Below are 18,054 nucleotides of genomic sequence, written 5' to 3' on the forward strand. Positions count from 1 at the left end.
TTAGAAGCAATATGATATTTTTAAACGCCCAGCTCGGCCAGTACTTCTGAAACCTTCGCCGCAGCTTCTTTGAATTCTATTGCAGAAGAAACTTTCAATCCGGATTCGTTGATAATCCTGGCACCTTCCTCGGCATTCGTTCCTTGCAGACGAACGATAATCGGTACAGGAATTTCGCCGATCGCTTTGTAAGCCTCCACTACACCCGCAGCAACACGATCGCAACGAACGATACCGCCGAAGATGTTGATCAGGATCGCTTTTACATTAGGATCTTTGAGAATGATACGGAAACCTGCTTCTACGGTACGTGCATTCGCGCCACCCCCAACATCCAGGAAGTTAGCAGGCTCTCCGCCCGAAAGTTTGATCAGATCCATGGTCGCCATCGCAAGTCCCGCGCCGTTCACCATGCAACCTACGTTTCCATCCAATTTAACGTAGTTCAGGTTATTAGCACCTGCTTCTACTTCCAAAGGATCTTCTTCGTTGGTGTCACGCATTTCGGCCAGTTCAGGGTGACGGTACAATGCATTGTCATCCAGGTCTACTTTCGCGTCAACCGCCAATATTTTATTATCAGATGTTTTCAAAACCGGGTTGATTTCGAACATCGATGAGTCACTTTCTACGTAGGCTTTGTAAAGGGAAGTGATGAATTTCACCATTTCTTTGAAAGCATCGCCTTCCAATCCAAGTGCAAATGCTACTTTACGTGCCTGGAACGGTTGCAATCCAACTTTCGGATCGATCCATTCCTTCATGATTTTTTCAGGAGTATGCTCTGCAACTTCTTCGATGTCCATCCCGCCTTCGGTGCTGGCCATGATCACATTGCAGTTTCTGCCACGATCCAAAAGGATTGACAGATAGTATTCTTTCGGCTCGCTTGCGCCTGGGTAGTAAACGTCTTCGGCAATAAGTACTTTGTTTACGCGTTTTCCATCCGGACCAGTCTGGTGAGTTACCAGTACTTTACCCAGAATATTATTGGAGATCGTCCTGACATCTTCTACTGATTTGGCAAGTGCTACGCCACGTTGCTCGGTTCCAACGATACGGCCTTTACCACGGCCACCGGCGTGAATTTGTGATTTTACAACATACCATTTGGTGCCCGTTTGCTGGCTTAGCTCGCGTGCTACTTCCACTGCCTTATCAGGCGTGTCGGCGACGAGACCTTCCTGAATACGCACACCGTATTTTTTAAGAACGCTTTTGCCTTGATATTCGTGAATATTCATGAGTATAAAAGTAAATTGGTATTTTCACGGCAAATTAAGGAATTAATCAAAACGGGCGAAGGAATAAGCTCAATTATCTTCAATCAGAACATGAATTTACTTCAGGCAAATGGGATCAGGCGTACATATGGTTCTTTACAGGTTTTGAAGGGTATTGATCTGGAAGTAAAAAAGGGTGAGATCGTCGCAATAGTAGGGCCTTCGGGTGCTGGCAAAAGTACTTTTCTGCATATTCTGGGCACTTTGGACAGGCCGGAAGAAGGGCAGGTTTTCATTGACGGTGTGAATGTTTTCGATCAGAAAGACAAAGATCTGGCGAGGTTCAGGAATGAAAAGATCGGCTTCATTTTTCAGTTTCACAACCTGCTCGCGGAGTTTACGGCGCTGGAAAATGTGTGCATGCCGGGCTACATAAATGGACAAACCAGCGAAAAAGAGATAATGCAAAGAGGAAGAGAGCTGCTTGATTTGCTGGGTCTTGGCGGACGAATGGATCACTTACCTTCTCAGTTATCAGGCGGGGAGCAGCAGCGTGTTGCGGTGGCGCGCGCATTACTTAATAAGCCTGCTATCGTACTGGCCGACGAGCCCAGCGGGAATCTCGATTCGCATACCGCGCTCGATCTGCACCAGCTGTTTTTTAAGTTGCGGGATGATATCGGACAGACATTCATTATCGTCACCCATAACGAAGAACTCGCCGGAATGGCCGACCGCCGGCTAGTTATGCAGGACGGAAAAATGCTTTCTTAAAATTTTCAAAATTTTTTTTTGCTCAAGTATGTGACCGAACCAATGGACTTGCGTCTAAAGGAAGAAGTTTTTCATAACGTTGAGTAAGTAAATAGCCGTTTGAAGGTTTTGAACGGATATTTTAATTTTTGGTTGATAGTAAAAAAACCGTCGGGGTTCCGACGGTTTTTCTTTATTCGCACGAATGCTTTCGGAATTACATCATTCCGCCCATTCCGCCACCGTGGCCATGGCCACCAGCAGCAGGAGCTTCTTCTGGTTCGTCAGCGATCACACATTCTGTTGTCAACAACAAGCCTGCGATTGATGCTGCGTTTTCAAGAGCCAAACGGGAAACTTTCTTAGGGTCAATGATACCAGCCTCCAAAAGGTCTGTATATACATTGTCCTTCGCGTTGTATCCGTAAGCGCCGGTTCCTTCTTTCACTTTCTGAACAACCACAGATGGTTCCTGACCTGAGTTAGAAACGATGGTTCTCAAAGGAGCTTCCAAAGCAACACGGATGATATTGATACCGGTTTTTTCGTCTTCGTTAGAACCTTCAACGCCTTCCAGCGCAGCAGTAGCACGGATATAAGCTACACCACCACCAGCAACGATTCCTTCTTCAACGGCAGCGCGGGTTGCGTGCAATGCATCGTCAACGCGGTCTTTTTTCTCTTTCATTTCAACCTCAGTTGCAGCTCCGATATAAAGGATAGCCACACCACCTGACAATTTAGCCAGACGCTCCTGAAGTTTTTCGCGATCGTAGTCAGAAGTTGTATTCTCGATCTGCGCTTTGATCTGGTTTACACGGCCCTGAATATCTTCAGAGTTACCTGCACCATTTACCAAAGTTGTGTTGTCTTTGTCGATAATCGCTTTTTCGCAGGTACCCAGGTAATCCAAAGTAACGTTTTCCAATTTGAAACCGCGTTCTTCACTGATAACCTGTCCGCCTGTAATTACAGCGATATCTTCAAGCATTGCTTTACGACGATCACCGAAACCAGGAGCTTTCACAGCAGCCACTTTCAATGCACCGCGGATTTTATTTACTACCAAAGTAGCAAGTGCTTCTCCGTCAACATCTTCTGCCAAAATAAGCAAAGGACGGCCAGTTTGAGCTACTGCTTCCAAAACTGGAAGAAGCTCTTTCATCGAAGAAACTTTTTTCTCAGAGATCAGGATATATGGACGCTCAAGATCAGCTTCCATTTTCTCAGTATTCGTTACGAAATATGGAGACAGGTAACCACGGTCGAACTGCATACCTTCCACGGTTTTAACTTCCGTTTCAGTACCACGCGCTTCTTCCACAGTGATAACACCTTCTTTTCCTACTTTCTCCATCGCCTCAGCGATCATTTGACCGATCTCTTCGTCATGGTTTGCAGAAATTGTTGCAACCTGAGCGATTTCTTTTGAAGTGGAGATATTTTTCTTCTGTGCTTCAAGATCTTTTGTAATGATAGCGACAGCTTTGTCGATACCACGTTTCAGATCCATTGGATTAGCGCCAGCTGCTACGTTTTTCACACCGATCGAATAGATCGCTTGTGCCAGAACAGTTGCAGTAGTAGTACCGTCACCAGCGGAGTCAGCAGTTTTGGAAGCAACTTCCTTTACCAGCTGGGCTCCCATGTTTTCGATAGGATCTTTCAGGTCAATTTCTTTGGCAACAGTAACACCATCTTTTGTGATGCTTGGAGAACCGAATTTTTTGTCGATTACAACGTTACGACCGCGAGGTCCCAATGTAACTTTTACGGCGTCAGCCAATGTGTCCACGCCTTTCTTGATCTTGTCGCGTGCTTCTGTGTCAAAAAATATTTTCTTAGACATAACAGTTAATAATTTGAAATAACTTTAAGAGAAACTTAATGAATAATAATTGTCAGACAATTAACCGATGATGGCGTAAATGTCTGATTCGCGCATAATCAGGATATCCTTTCCTTCGTATGCTAACTCAGTACCTGAATACTTACCATACAATACAGTATCACCTACTTTCACTGTAAGTGGCTCATCCTTTTTACCTGGACCAACCGCAACTACTGTTCCGCGTTGTGGCTTTTCTTTTGCAGTATCAGGGATAATGATACCAAATGCAGTTTTTTCTTCGGCTGGGGCTGGTTCTACAAGAACACGGTCAGCCAGAGGTTGTACGTTCACTTGTATTTCTGCTAAAGTTGACATAAATATTAAACGTTTGTTTTTTTGATTGTCAGTAATTGTTTTGACTGGTAACCAGTAAGCACAATCTATGCCAGGCAATAGGGCTCTGACATTTTTTCCGGGGAGTGTGACAAATTTGTATTCAACCGAGCAGCAATATGATTATAATGCTACCAAACTGTCAGTGTCCGGAAAATGTTGCTTCCGGTTTTAAAAATGACTAAATTTTATCGGCATCAATTAGAAGACCCTATGACAAACCTGCATAAAAACTGGCTTACCGAAGGTGTTTTTGATTTCGAGTATAAGAAGTATGTGTTGCTGGCATACTTGCAGCACATCAATAAAGAGTTTGATCTCAACCGCTTACATCCGCACTTACCTGAATTGCGGCTCCACTTTGAGACATGTAAAAACATCCGCGCGAATAAAACGAAGATAAAGACTTCTTTCCCGAAAAACCTGACTGGTATTGACCTGCAAACCTGGCAGCTTACCTACGAAGAGGCTTTGCAGGACGATCCTTACATGGAGGACCTGAATTACATACTTGATTTTGCGATTCCCAGATTTGAAAAGTCAATTAATCAGGGTACGGAACGTTTCACAGAGGTTGCCGAAAACCTGACAATATCTCCGGTGGGGATTGTCCCCTTGCGTTTGCAGGAGGGCTACCTGCTGTTTTTACATACCTTTCAACCCATGGTAAGTGTATTTCATTACCAGGTTGCTTTGTACGATGAATTGAAAGAGCGGATTTTAAAGACCAGATTTTTGGAGACAGTGAGAATAGGACTAGGCTACTCCGTCTCCCAGATTAAAGTGGATCTGACCAAAAAGGACCGGTCACTTCCCAATCCGGCAACCTATATTATCGAATCCAAATACGATTATCCTTTGCAGGAAACCTTGCTTCCGGTTGCTAAAAAGCTGATTTTAAAGGAAATTAATATTGCCTGACCGGCTACTAAATGCACAAAAAAAAGGCTATGAAGCAATTCACAGCCTTTTTTTTAAGACGGGAAGTTATTATTTATTCGTATCAGCAGGAGCGGCTGGTGTAGTTGCCGCGGGGGCGGTTTCCTGGCCTGCTGCAGGTGCGGTAGCGTCACCTGAAGGTGCAGGAGCAATTTTACCGCCAGGGACTACTGCATTTTGTGCTCTGTCTACATTGACACTATTAATTCCGCCTCCATTGTCGTCGCCACCTACTATTACATAAGAAGCAAGTGAGATGAGAATGATAGCGCTGGCAAGTCCCCAGGTAACTTGCTCTAGCAAATCGGTTGTTTTTTTAACACCAAACATTTGAGTAGTACCAGCGCCGCTAAACTCACTTGAAAGTCCGCCACCTTTTGAGTTTTGAACCAAAACTACCAGAATCAACAATACTGCGACGATCGCCACGAGAATAATCAAACCCAAATACATACCTTATAAATAATGATTGAATGACTGAATGACTGAATGACTGAATGACTGAATGACTGAATGACTGAATGACTGAATGACCTAGCATTTCACATCAAACCACTACTGATATAGCTCGCTTAATTTTTTCGCAAAGTAATTCCTTTTTTCCGGTTTTTTCAAGATCAATTTTTGATAGATGTCAATTGCTTTCTCGATTTTGCCCTGGCGTATTAAAATTTTTGCAAATGCTTCGGTTTCAATGCTTCCCTCCCAGGATTCGGCAACCCTGCCGCTCAAATCGATCTCGATGGGGTCAAGATTATTATCCTGGCGGTTAATCCTCGGATTTTTCTTCATGAAACCCTGAATGATCTGCTGCTGCCGCCTTTGTTCTTCCGATTTCTGTGAAGCAAGCGAAGTTACCTGCTGTTCTACATCACTGATCAGGATATCTTCGCCGTTTTGCAGTTCAATCTTTTCAGAAACCTCCTCCGTTTCCGTTACTTCGGCATCATAGCGATCAGTATTATTTTCAATAAGTTGCTGCAGAGCGATCCGGCTTAATGCATAGACGGCAGCTCTCGGGCGGGTTTCGTCCAGCTTTTCAGATCCTACCGAGGCTTTTGCAAGCAGTGAATGGGCAATCTGGAAGTATGGAAATGTCTTGATCGTGGCTTCAAGCACGGTGATCAGTTCATTTCCCGAAAGCGCAGGTTCTTTGACAAGCCGATTGAATGATTCTTTTTCAATAATTGCCATACCCGGCTATTCAGTTAGATTCAAACGGTGAAATTAATTAAAATCGATGGGCTCCTACCAGTCGGCGGCCGATTTATTAAAAATCTGCTGCACAATATTTTCGCGGATAGTGGGCAAGAGGCGGGCTTCGTTCTGGTTCAGCGTCTGGTCCTGAGGGAAATCGGCATAATAAGTGAATGACTGATCAAAATTTTTCGTCTCATCTTTTGCATTGGTATAACGAACCTGCACCGTCACATTGAGCCTGTTTAAACCTGCCTGGTCATTCGCGGTAGGCGCTGCGGGAAGTACGTCATAACCAGTTATCGAGCCTTCCAAAACCAGGTCGCCACCGCCGGGTTGACTCGTCAAACTTGTATTTCGCTGAAAATATTCTTTCAGGTCTTCTGTCAGACGCTGCGGCAGATCGGACGGGCCGCCGGCAGTTCCCATCGTAAAATTCAGGACACTGAAAGTCTTGATATCGGGGGAAAGATTGGTACCTGTAAAGGAATATACGCCGCAGCCTGAAAGGAAAACTGAACTGTTAAAAACCAGGAATAAAAATAAAAACTTCTTAACACTGTTGCTATCAGCCCGCAACGGCCATTTAGCCCACTTATTCTTCAATATCATACTGCTTGATTTTTCTATATAACGTCCTCTCGGAAATACCTAACGCATTCGCAGCATACTTTCGTTTATTATTATTCTTGCGCAGGGCTTTGATGATCATTTCCTTTTCCTTGTCTTCCAGCGAAAGGGATTCTTCCTCGGCAGAAACATGCATTACGTCTTCAATTTCACTGCGCTCATCGGAGTACCTGTCCAAATCCACCATCCGGGCGGGTGGCGGGGAGAGCAATCTCGAAGGTTCAATGGTAGGCGAACTTACAGCCGGCTCCACGTTATTGATCGAGCTGAAAAGCTCCTGGTGATCTTTGAGTATTTCTCCTCCGTATTTGTCGTTTTCAAGTACGTTTCTGACCAGTTTTTTCAGTTCGGTCATATCCCGCCGCATATCAAAAAGCACTTTGTAAAGAAGCTCCCTTTCTGAAAATGAAGTGCCAGAGTCTTCTCCGTTGCGCAGGGTGACCAATGCTTTCCGGCTGGCTGGCTGCACAGGGTTAAGGTAATGGTTCAGCGTTTCGGTACTGATCGGTAATTCTTTGTCCGTTTCGAGGATTGTAATCTGCTCAGCGATATTTTTCAGCTGCCTGATATTCCCTGGAAATGCATATTGGAGCAGCAAATCTTTGGCCTCGCTATCGAGGCGCACTGGCTTGGTCCGGTATCTTTCGGAAAAATCATTCGTAAACTTCCTGAAGAGCAGCAGGATATCCTCCCCGCGATCGCGTAGCGGCGGGACGTAAATAGGGACTGTATTTAAACGGTAATAAAGGTCTTCCCTGAATTTGCCGTGGTTGACCGCATCGAGCAGATTCACGTTTGTTGCCGCTACAACGCGGACATTGGTCTTTAAAACTTTTGAAGAGCCTACCCGGATATATTCCCCATTTTCAAGGACCCTGAGCAGCCTTGCCTGCGTACCAAGCGGCATTTCGCCTACTTCATCCAGAAAGATCGTTCCTGAATTGGTTGTCTCGAAGTATCCCTTTCTGGCGTCCAGTGCGCCGGTGAATGCACCTTTTTCGTGACCAAATAATTCTGAATCGATTGTTCCTTCCGGGATCGCGCCGCAGTTGATCGCGATAAAGGGACCGTGTTTGCGGGAGCTCAGACTGTGTATGATCTTTGAAAAAGATTCTTTACCGCTTCCGCTTTCCCCTGTAATCAGCACAGTCAGGTCGGTGGCGGCTACCTGTACGGCCACGTTAATTGCGTGGTTAAGTCCGGGCGAAGTACCTATGATCCCGAAACGGTTCTTTATAGCTTGTATTTCAGTCGAATTCATTCAAATAGCGATGTGCTACCAGCCGCTGGCTATTAGCTGTGTAAGGGATAAACCTGCTATTTATCCGTATTAATTTCAAAAAACGGCCTCCACCTCTGTCAAAGCTTTTCCTTTTAGGGTCGCTGCCGTGCATTCTGTGATCAGTACATTGACATAATCGCCTACTTTGAAATTTTCCCGGGGGAATATGACCCTTTTATTCTGATCCATGCGCCCGGAAAAATCATCATCTGAGCGTTTGGAGGTTCCTTCAACCAGCACTTTTTGTACTGTACCGATCAGTCTCTGATTCCTTTCCAGAGATATCCTTTGCTGTACGTCAATGATTTCTGCCAATCTTCTCTGTTTTATATCAGCCGGAATATCATCCGGATATTTCTTGGCTGCCAGGGTGCCCGGACGTTCGGAATAGGAGAACATATAACCGAAATCAAATTTCACATATTCCAGGAGTGAGATAGAATCCTGGTGTTCTTCTTCCGTTTCACTGCAAAACCCGGAAATCAGGTCGTGGGAAATGCCGCAGTCTTCTCCCAATATCCGTCGGATGCTGTCGATCCTTTCCAGATACCATTCACGGTCATAGGTTCGGTTCATCATAGCCAAAATCCGGCTATTACCGCTTTGCGCGGGCAAATGGATGTAATTGCAAATGTTGTCGTACTTTTTAATGGTGTACAAAACCTCGTCGGTAATGTCTTTCGGATGTGAAGTACTGAACCTGACACGCAGTTCCGGGCTGATCTTTGCAACCATTTCGAGCAGCTGCGCAAAATTTACTTTGTTTTCCCACTTGTAACTGTCTACATTCTGTCCCAGCAAGGTGACTTCGCGATAGCCTTGTTCAAACAAATCCCGCGATTCCTGCACAATTGAATACGGATCGCGGCTGCGCTCGCGACCTCGGGTAAAAGGTACCACGCAGAAACTACACATATTGTCACAGCCCCGCATGATCGATACCAGTGCCGTCACACCATTGGAATTCAATCTGATAGGGGAAATATCAGCGTAGGTTTCTTCGCGTGAAAGAAAAACATTAACACCTTTCTGACCAGTCTCTGCTTCCTGTACCAGCCTTGGCAGATCGCGGTAGGCATCGGGGCCGGTGACGATATCTACCATTTTTTCTTCTTCCAGCAGCTGTGTTTTCAGTCTCTCAGCCATGCATCCCAGCACGCCGATCAGCATTCCGGGTTTTTTGAGTTTCAAAAAATTCAGATGCCTTAACCTGTTCCTTACTTTCTGCTCCGCATTATCGCGGATCGCACAGGTATTCAAGAAGATGACGTCGGCGTTTTGCTCGTCAGAGGTGGTTGCATACCCCGCACTGCGCATTACCGACGCTACGATTTCACTGTCAGAGAAATTCATCTGGCAGCCATAACTTTCTATAAAAAGTCTCTTTTTTCCAATAGCGGGCTCGTTCTCCGAAATACGCACGGTTTCACAAGCTTCTTTATCTGCTTCGGTCAATATTTTTAGCGAACTGGCAACTTTTTGCTCCATTAGAAGGATTCTTTGGCACTTTTAAATGGCTGCAAGGACGCAGCTACAACAGATTCCGGGTGCGGTTTAAAGCGGCGGACAATTACAAATATAGGAAGAAATCAATAAAAAACTGACAAACTGTCATGGATTGCGACCATGCAAAACAATATCAGAACGGATACCCCACGCCCAGATTGATGTTCAGGAAATTCGATTGGGTCCGATTGAAAAGCTTATTGAATTGAAGTTCATCCAGTACAAACTTCTCGACAGCAGGATCGTACACTTTGATACCGAAATCAAATCTTAGGATGAAAAAAGACAGGTCATACCGAATGCCGAAGCCGGTGCCTACCGCGATTTCCCGTCCGAAGCTACGACCATCAAATTTTTGCTGCGAAGTCGCTGTGCTGTTTAAATTCCAAACATTTCCAGCATCGATAAATAGCGCATAATTTATATCGCCGAAGAAATTGGCCAGATATCCCCGCCATTCCAGGTTACCTTCCAATAGAAATTCGCCGGGCGATTCGATGGTGAGGTTGTTCAGGGTTTTTCGCGGAGGCGCGGAGCCGGGACCTAACCGACGCGGCAGCCAGGCCCGTAAACTATTGGAACCGCCGGCAAAAAAGTACTTTTCATAAGGCGGTACCTTGCTGTCTCCATAGCTATAAATCGCCCCGCTGTTGACCCGCGCAACAAATGCAGATTTCTTGCCAACCGGCCAATAGCGGCGATAGTCCGCATTCCAGCGCACATATTTGTAAAATTGCAGGTCATTACCGAACACGTTTTTGATCATTTCCCGTTGCCGCGGCAGAATATTCAGTGACGTACCGCCCGATTCCAATGCGACTCTGAAATAGCTGGCCCGTTTTTGCCGCCCGATCAATGCGTTGGTATTGTAAACAAAATTGACGTTGATATCGGATACAAATGACCGCTGAAAGCTGGTAAAAAGGTTGTTTCCTTGTTTTTCAAGAGTATCCAGCAGGTTCTGAAAGTCAGGGCGGATATTCTGGGTGTTCAAAATGTTGAGATCAACCAACGAAACATTAAAAAGTGTTTTGCTGGTAGGTTGCCAGGAATAAGTCATCGCGACTTTCACGTTGGTGCGGGTATATTCCGGCCGGTTAACGTAATTATAACCCAATCCCACCTGAGTACGTGGATTGTATTTGGCAGTTCGGTGCTGTAAAAAATTACCTGGCGTGAGCAACCTTGGAAATATCAGGGAAGTATTCAAACCAATTTCTTCGCTCCGGTAAATTTGCTGATCCCCCAAAAAACCAGGTACCAGCTCGATACCCCCGCGCAGGTTAGCTTCAAAGTTTTCCAGTCCGTTAAAAACATTTCTGATCTTGTAAGATAAACTCGCGAACGGGCCCGGAGCGCCTTGAAGCTGTATTACATTTAAACCCACATCTGTGGAAATCTGATACTTTTCGAGCGGAATGACTTTAAAATAACTGTTAATGCCCGCTCCGCTGGAATCGAGCGTGTAGCTGTAATTTACGAAGTCAAACTGGTCGGTGAGGGAAAGTTGTTGCTGGGTGTTTCTCTCCTTGTCCTGGCTGTAAAAATCACCTGGCCGCACTTGAATTTTGCTGTCAAGTATTCTTTTTGAGAACTTTTTATCTGTAAAAGTATAGTGGATACCATTCAAGCTGCTGCTGTCTTTGACGAAAAGCGAATCGGGCATGCCCACGGGAGGCAAAACCTCAAAATGGACAGAATTGATCTTGTACCGGACCGGGTTATTGTCTTTCCCAGGCATATCCACTCGGACATTTACATCAACAGACTTGAAGTTGCTGTCTGTCTGTGCATTGGTAATGGTATCATTGACGAGATAGGACACATTTTGTCTCGAAAATCCCAGATAACCCTGGTTTCGCAATAGTGTTTCGATTCTGACACGTTCCTCTTCAAAAGTATCCCCGTCATATCTCTTCTTTCCCGACAGCACTGCATTTTTGGCATTTGCGCTGATAATACTATCTGCGAAGTAGTTTTTCACCTGATAATACACGTCACGTATGATCGTCGGTCGGTTCTCGGTCACCAGATAATTTACCCGGATCCGGTTGAAGGTGGTGTCGGGCTTAAAGTCAACTTTTGCGTCGAAAAAGCCATTGTTGTACAGGTACCGCTGCATTTTTTCAGCATTCTGAGCAACTTCGCTGAGATTGAAATAAACCGGCGCTTCTCCCAAAACACGCATCCAGAAATTGCCCTGTGTAGCTCTTACCTGAGCTTTTTCCAGTTTTTTGGCGTACCGACGCTGCACCTTTGCCAGCTTTTTAGGGTCGTTTTCATGAATACGGGATTCTTTCTGATAATTTTGCGTCACCTCGATCACTTTACGCTGTCTTTCTTCCCGGTTATAAAAGATCTCACCAAAGCGGTAAAGCCCGACATAAGGGAAAAATGGCAGTCCGAGGAGCCGACGGTTCGGTTTTTGAGGTATCAAAGCATCCAGTTCCGAATCGTTTATAATGCGGTTGCCTTTGATGGAAGAATTGCCGAGATAAAAATTTTTGGTGGTGGAAGACTTGGGTGTGCAGGACAATACTCCTGTAAAAAGAAGGAAAATTAGCAGGCTGTATGTAACCCTACAATTGATATTCAATGCTTTCAAAAAATCGTATTAAATATATAAACTCGCTTAAAGTCAAGAAATACAGGCAGTTGAGTCAGTCTTTTATCGTCGAGGGCGGAAAAAGTGTCCTCGAACTCTTAGATTCCGATTATGAGATCGAGTTCTTGTTAACAACACCGGAATTCGAGCAAAAATACTCAAGTATTTTATCCCTGCATAGCGCCGTGACAGAAACGGTTACCGCGCAGGAGCTGGAAGGGGTGGGCTCATTTCAAACCAACGATTCGTGTCTGGCTGTTGCTAGAACGAAGCAAAATGTTTTTTTGTCTCAGGAGAAACCTGAATTTGTATTGATTTTGGACGATATCCGCGACCCTGGAAACCTCGGCACGATCATCAGGGTTGCGGATTGGTACGGTATACGCAAGATCGTTTGTTCCAATGACACGACCGACTTTTACAATCCAAAAGTGGTTGCTGCCAGCAAAGGCTCTTTTACCAGGGTTCAAACATTTTACACGGATCTCGCCACATATCTCACCGGGAATGCTTCGGGTAAATCAGTGGCCGGTGCTTTTTTGGGCGGGCAGTCTTTGTATGAATTTGAATTTCCGTTAAACGGCGGTTTCATTATAATGGGCAACGAATCTAATGGTATTAGCGAGGAAGTAGCTGAGTTCGTTACTTCAAGACTTACAATTCCCCGGATAGGAGAGGCTGAATCGCTGAATGTGGGTATTGCTACTGCTATTATACTGGACAATATGTGCCGGCAGATTTCTTTAAAATAGCATTTTTATTCGTGTGCCGCGCGGTGGGAAAGCTCTTCCGCATAAGCTTTTCCTAAATAGTTATCAATAAAATAATGGGCAATGTAAAGCACCGGCGTAAGCAGGATTGCGACTGCTCCTTTATACAGATAATTGATCGTGCCAACAGAGAAAACCTGCTTCAAATCCCAGTTTCCAAAGACGTAAAAAGCAATCCCGATCACAACAAAACTGTCGACCAGCTGCGAAAACATCGTCGAACCGGTCGCCCTGAGCCATATGAACCGGTTCCCGGTTCTTCTGCGCAGCCACGAAAATACAAAAACGTCCAGCAGCTGGCCCAGCAGGAACGCCGTGATCGATCCAATCATAATGCCGAGGCCCTGATTGAAGATTTTGGCAAATGCATCATTGATATTAAAAACATTACCCAGCGAATCGGTATTGTTCAAGTCGAGCCAGAACTGCGCTGGCGGCAGCTTGGTCGCAACCAAAATCGTGATGAAGGTATATACGATCAGGGCGGCTGTGAGGTAGGAAATCCTTTTTACGCCCTTTCGGCCGAAATATTCATTGATAATGTCCGAAGTAATGAACACAACAGGCCAGTTGACGACCCCGGCGGTCATATTAAAATCGAGCCGCTGGCCTCCGATAAGCAGATTTGCAGGTGGAATACCTAATAAGCCTTCTACTGAAAAGATCTTGCCGCCGACTATTTCGGCAATCAAAGCATTGGTCAAAAATATTCCGCAGAGCAATAAAAAAAGTCGCTGCCGCTTCGCTTCCTGAACGGTAGAATCCTGCATAACTATGACTATAAGCCGAATTTTAAATAATTAGCAACGTGAAATCGATCGTACTAAACGATCATATCTTCCACAGTTCGGGTCGACAACACCCGACGATTTTCGAGGAAAAATTCCAGTTTGTCCATTGCCTGGTTCAGCTCGTCAACAGTTGGCAGGAAAACAATCCGGAAGTGATCGTTTGAAATGTAGTTAAACCCTGTTCCTGCTACGACAAGTACCTTTTGGTCGCTGAGCAGGTTATATACGAATTGTTCATCCGTATTCTGACCGAACTTTTTGAGATCGATTTTCGGAAACACGTACAGGGAGCCTTTCGGCTTGACACAGGTGATTCCAGGTATTGACACCAGCCGGTCATAAACCAGGTTCATCTGTTTATAAAGCCTGCCGCTCGGTGCTACCAGTTCCTTAATGCTTTGATAGCCGCCCAGTGCAGTTTGGATCGCATATTGGGTAGGTACATTGGCGCAGAGCCGCATACTGGCCAGGAGCAGGAGCCCCTCTGAATAAGACTTCGCTTTCTTTTTTGCGCCGCTTAAAATCATCCAGCCTCCGCGGAAACCAGCCGAGCGGTAATTTTTTGAAAGGCCGCCATAGCTCACGCACAAAGTGTCGGTGACCAGCGAACCCATTGGATAATGTACGGCCCCGTCGTAAAGTATTTTGTCGTAAATCTCATCGGAGAATATGATCAGTCCGTGCTCTTCGGCGATCCTGGCAATGCGAAGAAGTACGTCTTTTTCATAAACTGCGCCAGTCGGGTTGTTAGGATTAATAAGGACAATCCCTTTGGTGCGCGAGGTTATTTTCTTTTCAAGATCGTCAAGGTCGGGATTCCAGTCGGCGGCTTCGTCGCACACATAATGGACCGGAGTGCCTCCGCTTAATGCGATTGAAGCTGTCCAAAGCGGATAATCCGGGGAGGGGACCAGAATTTCATCGCCGGGATTCAGCAAGGCCTGCATGGAAAGCAGGATCAGTTCACTTACCCCATTTCCTATAAAGATATCATTGATCTCGACATCCTGAATGCCGATCGTCTGTGTATAATGCATCACGGCCTTGCGCGCCGCAAAAAGACCCCTGGAATCCGAATAGCCCTGCGCATTACGCATATTCATGATGATATCGTGAACGATTTCATCCGGTGAATCGAAACCGAAAGGCGCTGGGTTGCCAATATTTAAATTGTGAATTTTAAATCCCTGGCTTTCAAGCTCCAACGCTTTTTGATACGTAGCGCCACGAATTTCATATTTGAGATTGTTGAGACGCTGGCTTTTAAGGAACTCCATTACTTTATTTTTGGTCAGTTTTTCCCAAAGTTAACTAAATATGTCAAACCGGCTGTTCTGTGCAGGATTTGCGTTATCGGTTTTTAAAACTATCGTAGAGTACTGATATTAACAAGAGCCCGACTATAGCGTAAAAAAACGGACTGATTTCCCAATTCTGCGTGCGGAATAGGATCAGCATCACAATCAGGCCGAAGAGTAAGACCATCGCTAAAACCCGGACTACAGTGACATATGTTTTCATGATTTATGAAAAGTACGAGCTTATATACTCAATATCAGGTACAATATAATAAAAGCCGACCAAAATGGCCGGCTTTTAAATACTACCAGAGAAAGTTAATCTAATTCTATACTAAATAACGCTTAGTGTCTAACCAGAATCTCTTCTGTAACACGCCATCCGTTCCCTCCCATATAACCATATCTCAAATAGAAGGTCTTGGTCGCAGGGTCGTAAGTGTTATTCGCTTTGGATGCATTATCCCACTGCGGCGTATAAGGAGTTGGCAACGCTGTGTCAAACTGCGTATAAGGTGCACCTGCGGCACCTGCTGCCGGCGTGATCGTTACCTTATTTGTTTTCGGATCAACCGTCACGTTTGCAAAGTATCCTGAGCCGCCCAAGTCTCCAAGTTCTACTTTGACAGTCGTTGGTGATACAGTTTCCATATGCTTCTCCGCATGCACTGCCCGGGGCGCAGTCGGGTGATATACGTATCCTGTTGATTCGTATGTAGCGTCATAAATGTTCTTCGCTTTCAAAGCCAGCAGGATCGTACCGAAATTACCGCTAACAATACCGGAAGAAGCCGATTTGATCTGAATCGGGAGTACATAGTTTTTTGCGAAATCAAATTGCGATGGCTTCACCTTAATCAGTACCTGGGAAGTCCGCTGACCTTTTGGAATTACGACCGTAGCGGGAATTGTATACAGATTTGGCTCCATTACATCAAAAGCTTCTTCCTGCTCTGCGTTGTATTGGGTTACAGCGGCAGTGTCAACTCCCAGCGTCACAGTAATGTCTTCCGGCGCGACTTGCGCGCCAGAGTAGCTCACGGTGATCGCGTAATCAGCCTCAGGCGCCAGGTCAAAAGATTTTGAATACATCGAATAAGTGCTGCCGCTCGGCGAAACAAAGCTGGACGGATTTTTAAACTCGATTACATTGGTCGACTTGTCCGGGTCCAGCGTAATATCGTCCTTCAGACAGGAGGAGAACGCCGCCGCCATTACGAAAAGACCAGCTATTTTAAATGATAATTTCATATTTCTAATTAGTTAGGATCCCAGAAGATAAGGTCAGTGAACTGGTTAATTGCACGGTAATTGGCAGCATTGTACGACTGTTCAGAAGACGGGTACAAAATTCGTGAGGGAAGTTTGTCGGCTCTGGTAGACGTCGAAAGAAGTGAGGCGATATTGTGATAACCATCGCCGGCAGGAGCCGTAACAGGGAAACCTGTTCTTCTGAACTCGTTGTAACCTTCTTCGGAGTTGATCATATTAACCGCAATGTATTTTTGGGTGATGATCGCCTCAAGCCGCTGGGCGGGCGTGGTAGCCAGTTTTATATTGACAAGATAACTTTCATCATTATCCGCTTTGTATTTTGCTACATCGGTCGCTACATTCTTATCAGCAGATACCACATTGGTCACATCTTTATACAAATACCGGAAAGAAGCTGCAACCCCGGCGTCAAAATTTGTAGCAAAATCACCAGCCAAAAATCCTTTCAGCTTTGCTTCTGCCTGCAACAGTTCAGCCTCGGCGAGTAGTAACAGCACTTGTCCCTGGCTTGGGCCTTTCAAAATTCCCAGCGCATTTCCAATGCTGGAAGAGCTGCTGAAATTACCTGTATACCAGGTAGAATAATTTGTGATGATCGTAGGAGCGTCCACCTCGTTTCCAAGTTGGTTAACCGGAGTATTGGTTGTGAAGTTTTTGTAAATGACCGATCCCCTTCCATTGTCAGTCAGTTTTTGACCTTTGTAAAATCCGAAAGCAAATTCAGTGACAGTACGGGAAGTGTTGGCAAGTGCGCCCGTAGTTTGGTAGCCCCAGGAATTCCACCGGGGATTTGGCTTGTCTTTCACATAACCCGGGTTAACAATCGCATCGTCGGTCAGGAAGCCGAGCTGCTTGTCCATGGCTGCAAAGCTCGCGGTTACAAATGAGTTGAGAGCTGCAACGCCTGAAACCCGGATCAGCATTTTCAGTTTCAGCGTATTTGCAAGTTTCTTCCAATTAGTCATGTCTCCGCCAAACATCGGATCAGAGGACGAGTTCAATGATTTTGGAAATTCCGCGCCGTCAATGATGGTGATAGCAGAGTCAAGCTTTACCACAAGATCCTGATAAATCGTCGCCGCATCGTCATACTTGGGGGTCAGGTTGGCATTGTTTTTCAATGCCTCTGTGTATGGAACGTCACCAAATGCATCAACCAGCTTTTGGTAGTTTAGGGCCGTCATGATCTTCGCTGCTGCATTAGCGTAAGCCAGTTCATCATTACCCTGCGTCTGGTCAAGCACATATTTGTAATCGTTCAGATTATCGTAGGTATTCACCCAAAGTGCATTGTAGTCGCCTGGTATCAACTGGTAGTTGAACAGGTTGCCAAAACCGGAGAAACCGCCCGCATTGGCCATGTATCCGCCGAGATGGGCACCGTAATTATTGAATTGATTGCTGATGGAAGCGCTACCTACGATGGCCTGAGGCAGTACCAGCAAAGCGTCCGCCTGCGTTGCACTGTTGGGGTTTGTATTGATATCGAGATAATCACTACAAGATGAAAGGGCTGTGATAAGCAGCGCCAGCATCCAACTGATGTTATATCTTTTCATTA

General features: G+C 45.4%; 16 protein-coding genes. 3 read left to right on the top strand and 13 right to left on the bottom strand.

Going from position 1 to position 18,054, the window contains the following annotated elements; all coding sequences use genetic code 11:
- Positions 1 to 20: 20 nt before the first annotated feature.
- Positions 21 to 1,244, bottom strand: coding sequence for an ADP-forming succinate--CoA ligase subunit beta (gene sucC / locus FXO21_RS16415; protein ID WP_149641092.1), 1,224 nt, complete (start codon positions 1,242 to 1,244; stop codon positions 21 to 23).
- A gap of 90 nt (positions 1,245 to 1,334) precedes the next feature.
- Here sucC and FXO21_RS16420 point away from each other — a divergent pair, with 90 nt between their 5' ends.
- The gene (locus tag FXO21_RS16420) at positions 1,335 to 1,997 is read left to right on the top strand and encodes an ABC transporter ATP-binding protein (protein ID WP_149641093.1); all 663 of its coding nucleotides are present in this window, start codon (positions 1,335 to 1,337) and stop codon (positions 1,995 to 1,997) included.
- A 196-nt stretch (positions 1,998 to 2,193) separates the two neighbouring features.
- Here FXO21_RS16420 and groL read toward each other — a convergent pair whose 3' ends face one another.
- Together groL and FXO21_RS16430 are read right to left on the bottom strand one after the other, a co-directional pair.
- Positions 2,194 to 3,825 carry a chaperonin GroEL gene (gene groL / locus FXO21_RS16425; protein ID WP_149641094.1) on the bottom strand — a complete coding sequence of 544 codons (1,632 nt, stop codon included), beginning with the start codon at positions 3,823 to 3,825 and terminating at the stop codon, positions 2,194 to 2,196.
- A gap of 60 nt (positions 3,826 to 3,885) precedes the next feature.
- Positions 3,886 to 4,182 carry a co-chaperone GroES gene (locus tag FXO21_RS16430; protein WP_031526862.1) on the bottom strand — a complete coding sequence of 99 codons (297 nt, stop codon included), beginning with the start codon at positions 4,180 to 4,182 and terminating at the stop codon, positions 3,886 to 3,888.
- Positions 4,183 to 4,413: 231 nt separating this feature from the next.
- Between FXO21_RS16430 and FXO21_RS16435 the strand changes: the two genes are divergently transcribed.
- Positions 4,414 to 5,121 carry a hypothetical protein gene (locus FXO21_RS16435; RefSeq protein WP_149641095.1) on the top strand — a complete coding sequence of 236 codons (708 nt, stop codon included), beginning with the start codon at positions 4,414 to 4,416 and terminating at the stop codon, positions 5,119 to 5,121.
- Positions 5,122 to 5,190: 69 nt separating this feature from the next.
- Here the strand turns inward: FXO21_RS16435 and secG are convergent, their stop codons facing one another.
- From secG to tamL, 6 genes are all read right to left on the bottom strand, one after another.
- Positions 5,191 to 5,592, bottom strand: a complete 402-nt coding sequence (secG, locus tag FXO21_RS16440) for a preprotein translocase subunit SecG (protein ID WP_149641096.1) — start codon at positions 5,590 to 5,592, stop codon at positions 5,191 to 5,193.
- Positions 5,593 to 5,694: 102 nt separating this feature from the next.
- Positions 5,695 to 6,333: a hypothetical protein gene (locus FXO21_RS16445; RefSeq protein WP_149641097.1), complete on the bottom strand. Its 639-nt coding sequence runs from the start codon at positions 6,331 to 6,333 to the stop codon at positions 5,695 to 5,697.
- 54 nt (positions 6,334 to 6,387) lie between these two features.
- On the bottom strand, positions 6,388 to 6,948 hold the full coding sequence (lptE, locus tag FXO21_RS16450) for an LPS assembly lipoprotein LptE (protein WP_225865714.1): 561 nt from the start codon (positions 6,946 to 6,948) through the stop codon (positions 6,388 to 6,390).
- Positions 6,932 to 8,227, bottom strand: a complete 1,296-nt coding sequence (locus tag FXO21_RS16455) for a sigma-54 interaction domain-containing protein (protein WP_149641098.1) — start codon at positions 8,225 to 8,227, stop codon at positions 6,932 to 6,934. The genes lptE and FXO21_RS16455 overlap by 17 nt, the downstream gene beginning before the upstream one ends.
- Before the next feature lie 75 nt (positions 8,228 to 8,302).
- Positions 8,303 to 9,736, bottom strand: a complete 1,434-nt coding sequence (gene miaB, locus FXO21_RS16460; RefSeq protein WP_149641099.1) for a tRNA (N6-isopentenyl adenosine(37)-C2)-methylthiotransferase MiaB — start codon at positions 9,734 to 9,736, stop codon at positions 8,303 to 8,305.
- Between the two features lie 151 nt (positions 9,737 to 9,887).
- Complete coding sequence (gene tamL / locus FXO21_RS16465; protein WP_225865715.1) at positions 9,888 to 12,359, bottom strand: translocation and assembly module lipoprotein TamL; 2,472 nt, start codon at positions 12,357 to 12,359, stop codon at positions 9,888 to 9,890.
- Here tamL and FXO21_RS16470 point away from each other — a divergent pair.
- Positions 12,350 to 13,111: a TrmH family RNA methyltransferase gene (locus tag FXO21_RS16470; RefSeq protein WP_149641100.1), complete on the top strand. Its 762-nt coding sequence runs from the start codon at positions 12,350 to 12,352 to the stop codon at positions 13,109 to 13,111. The genes tamL and FXO21_RS16470 overlap by 10 nt on opposite strands.
- A 5-nt stretch (positions 13,112 to 13,116) precedes the next feature.
- On the opposite strand, the gene FXO21_RS16475 is transcribed toward FXO21_RS16470, so the two are convergent.
- The 4 genes from FXO21_RS16475 to FXO21_RS16490 form a co-directional block, all read right to left on the bottom strand.
- Positions 13,117 to 13,899 (bottom strand): queuosine precursor transporter, encoded by a 783-nt coding sequence (locus FXO21_RS16475; RefSeq protein WP_149641101.1) that lies wholly within the window; start codon positions 13,897 to 13,899, stop codon positions 13,117 to 13,119.
- 53 nt (positions 13,900 to 13,952) lie between these two features.
- A complete protein-coding gene (locus FXO21_RS16480) occupies positions 13,953 to 15,197 on the bottom strand; it encodes a pyridoxal phosphate-dependent aminotransferase (protein ID WP_149641102.1) in 1,245 nt (414 codons plus the stop codon).
- Positions 15,198 to 15,563: 366 nt separating this feature from the next.
- Positions 15,564 to 16,469: a BT_3987 domain-containing protein gene (locus FXO21_RS16485; RefSeq protein ID WP_149641103.1), complete on the bottom strand. Its 906-nt coding sequence runs from the start codon at positions 16,467 to 16,469 to the stop codon at positions 15,564 to 15,566.
- An 8-nt stretch (positions 16,470 to 16,477) separates the two neighbouring features.
- Positions 16,478 to 18,052, bottom strand: a complete 1,575-nt coding sequence (locus tag FXO21_RS16490) for a SusD/RagB family nutrient-binding outer membrane lipoprotein (RefSeq protein ID WP_149641104.1) — start codon at positions 18,050 to 18,052, stop codon at positions 16,478 to 16,480.
- Positions 18,053 to 18,054 lie beyond the last annotated feature (2 nt).

It is taken from the genome of Dyadobacter sp. UC 10, from assembly GCF_008369915.1.
Lineage (GTDB): Bacteria > Bacteroidota > Bacteroidia > Cytophagales > Spirosomataceae > Dyadobacter.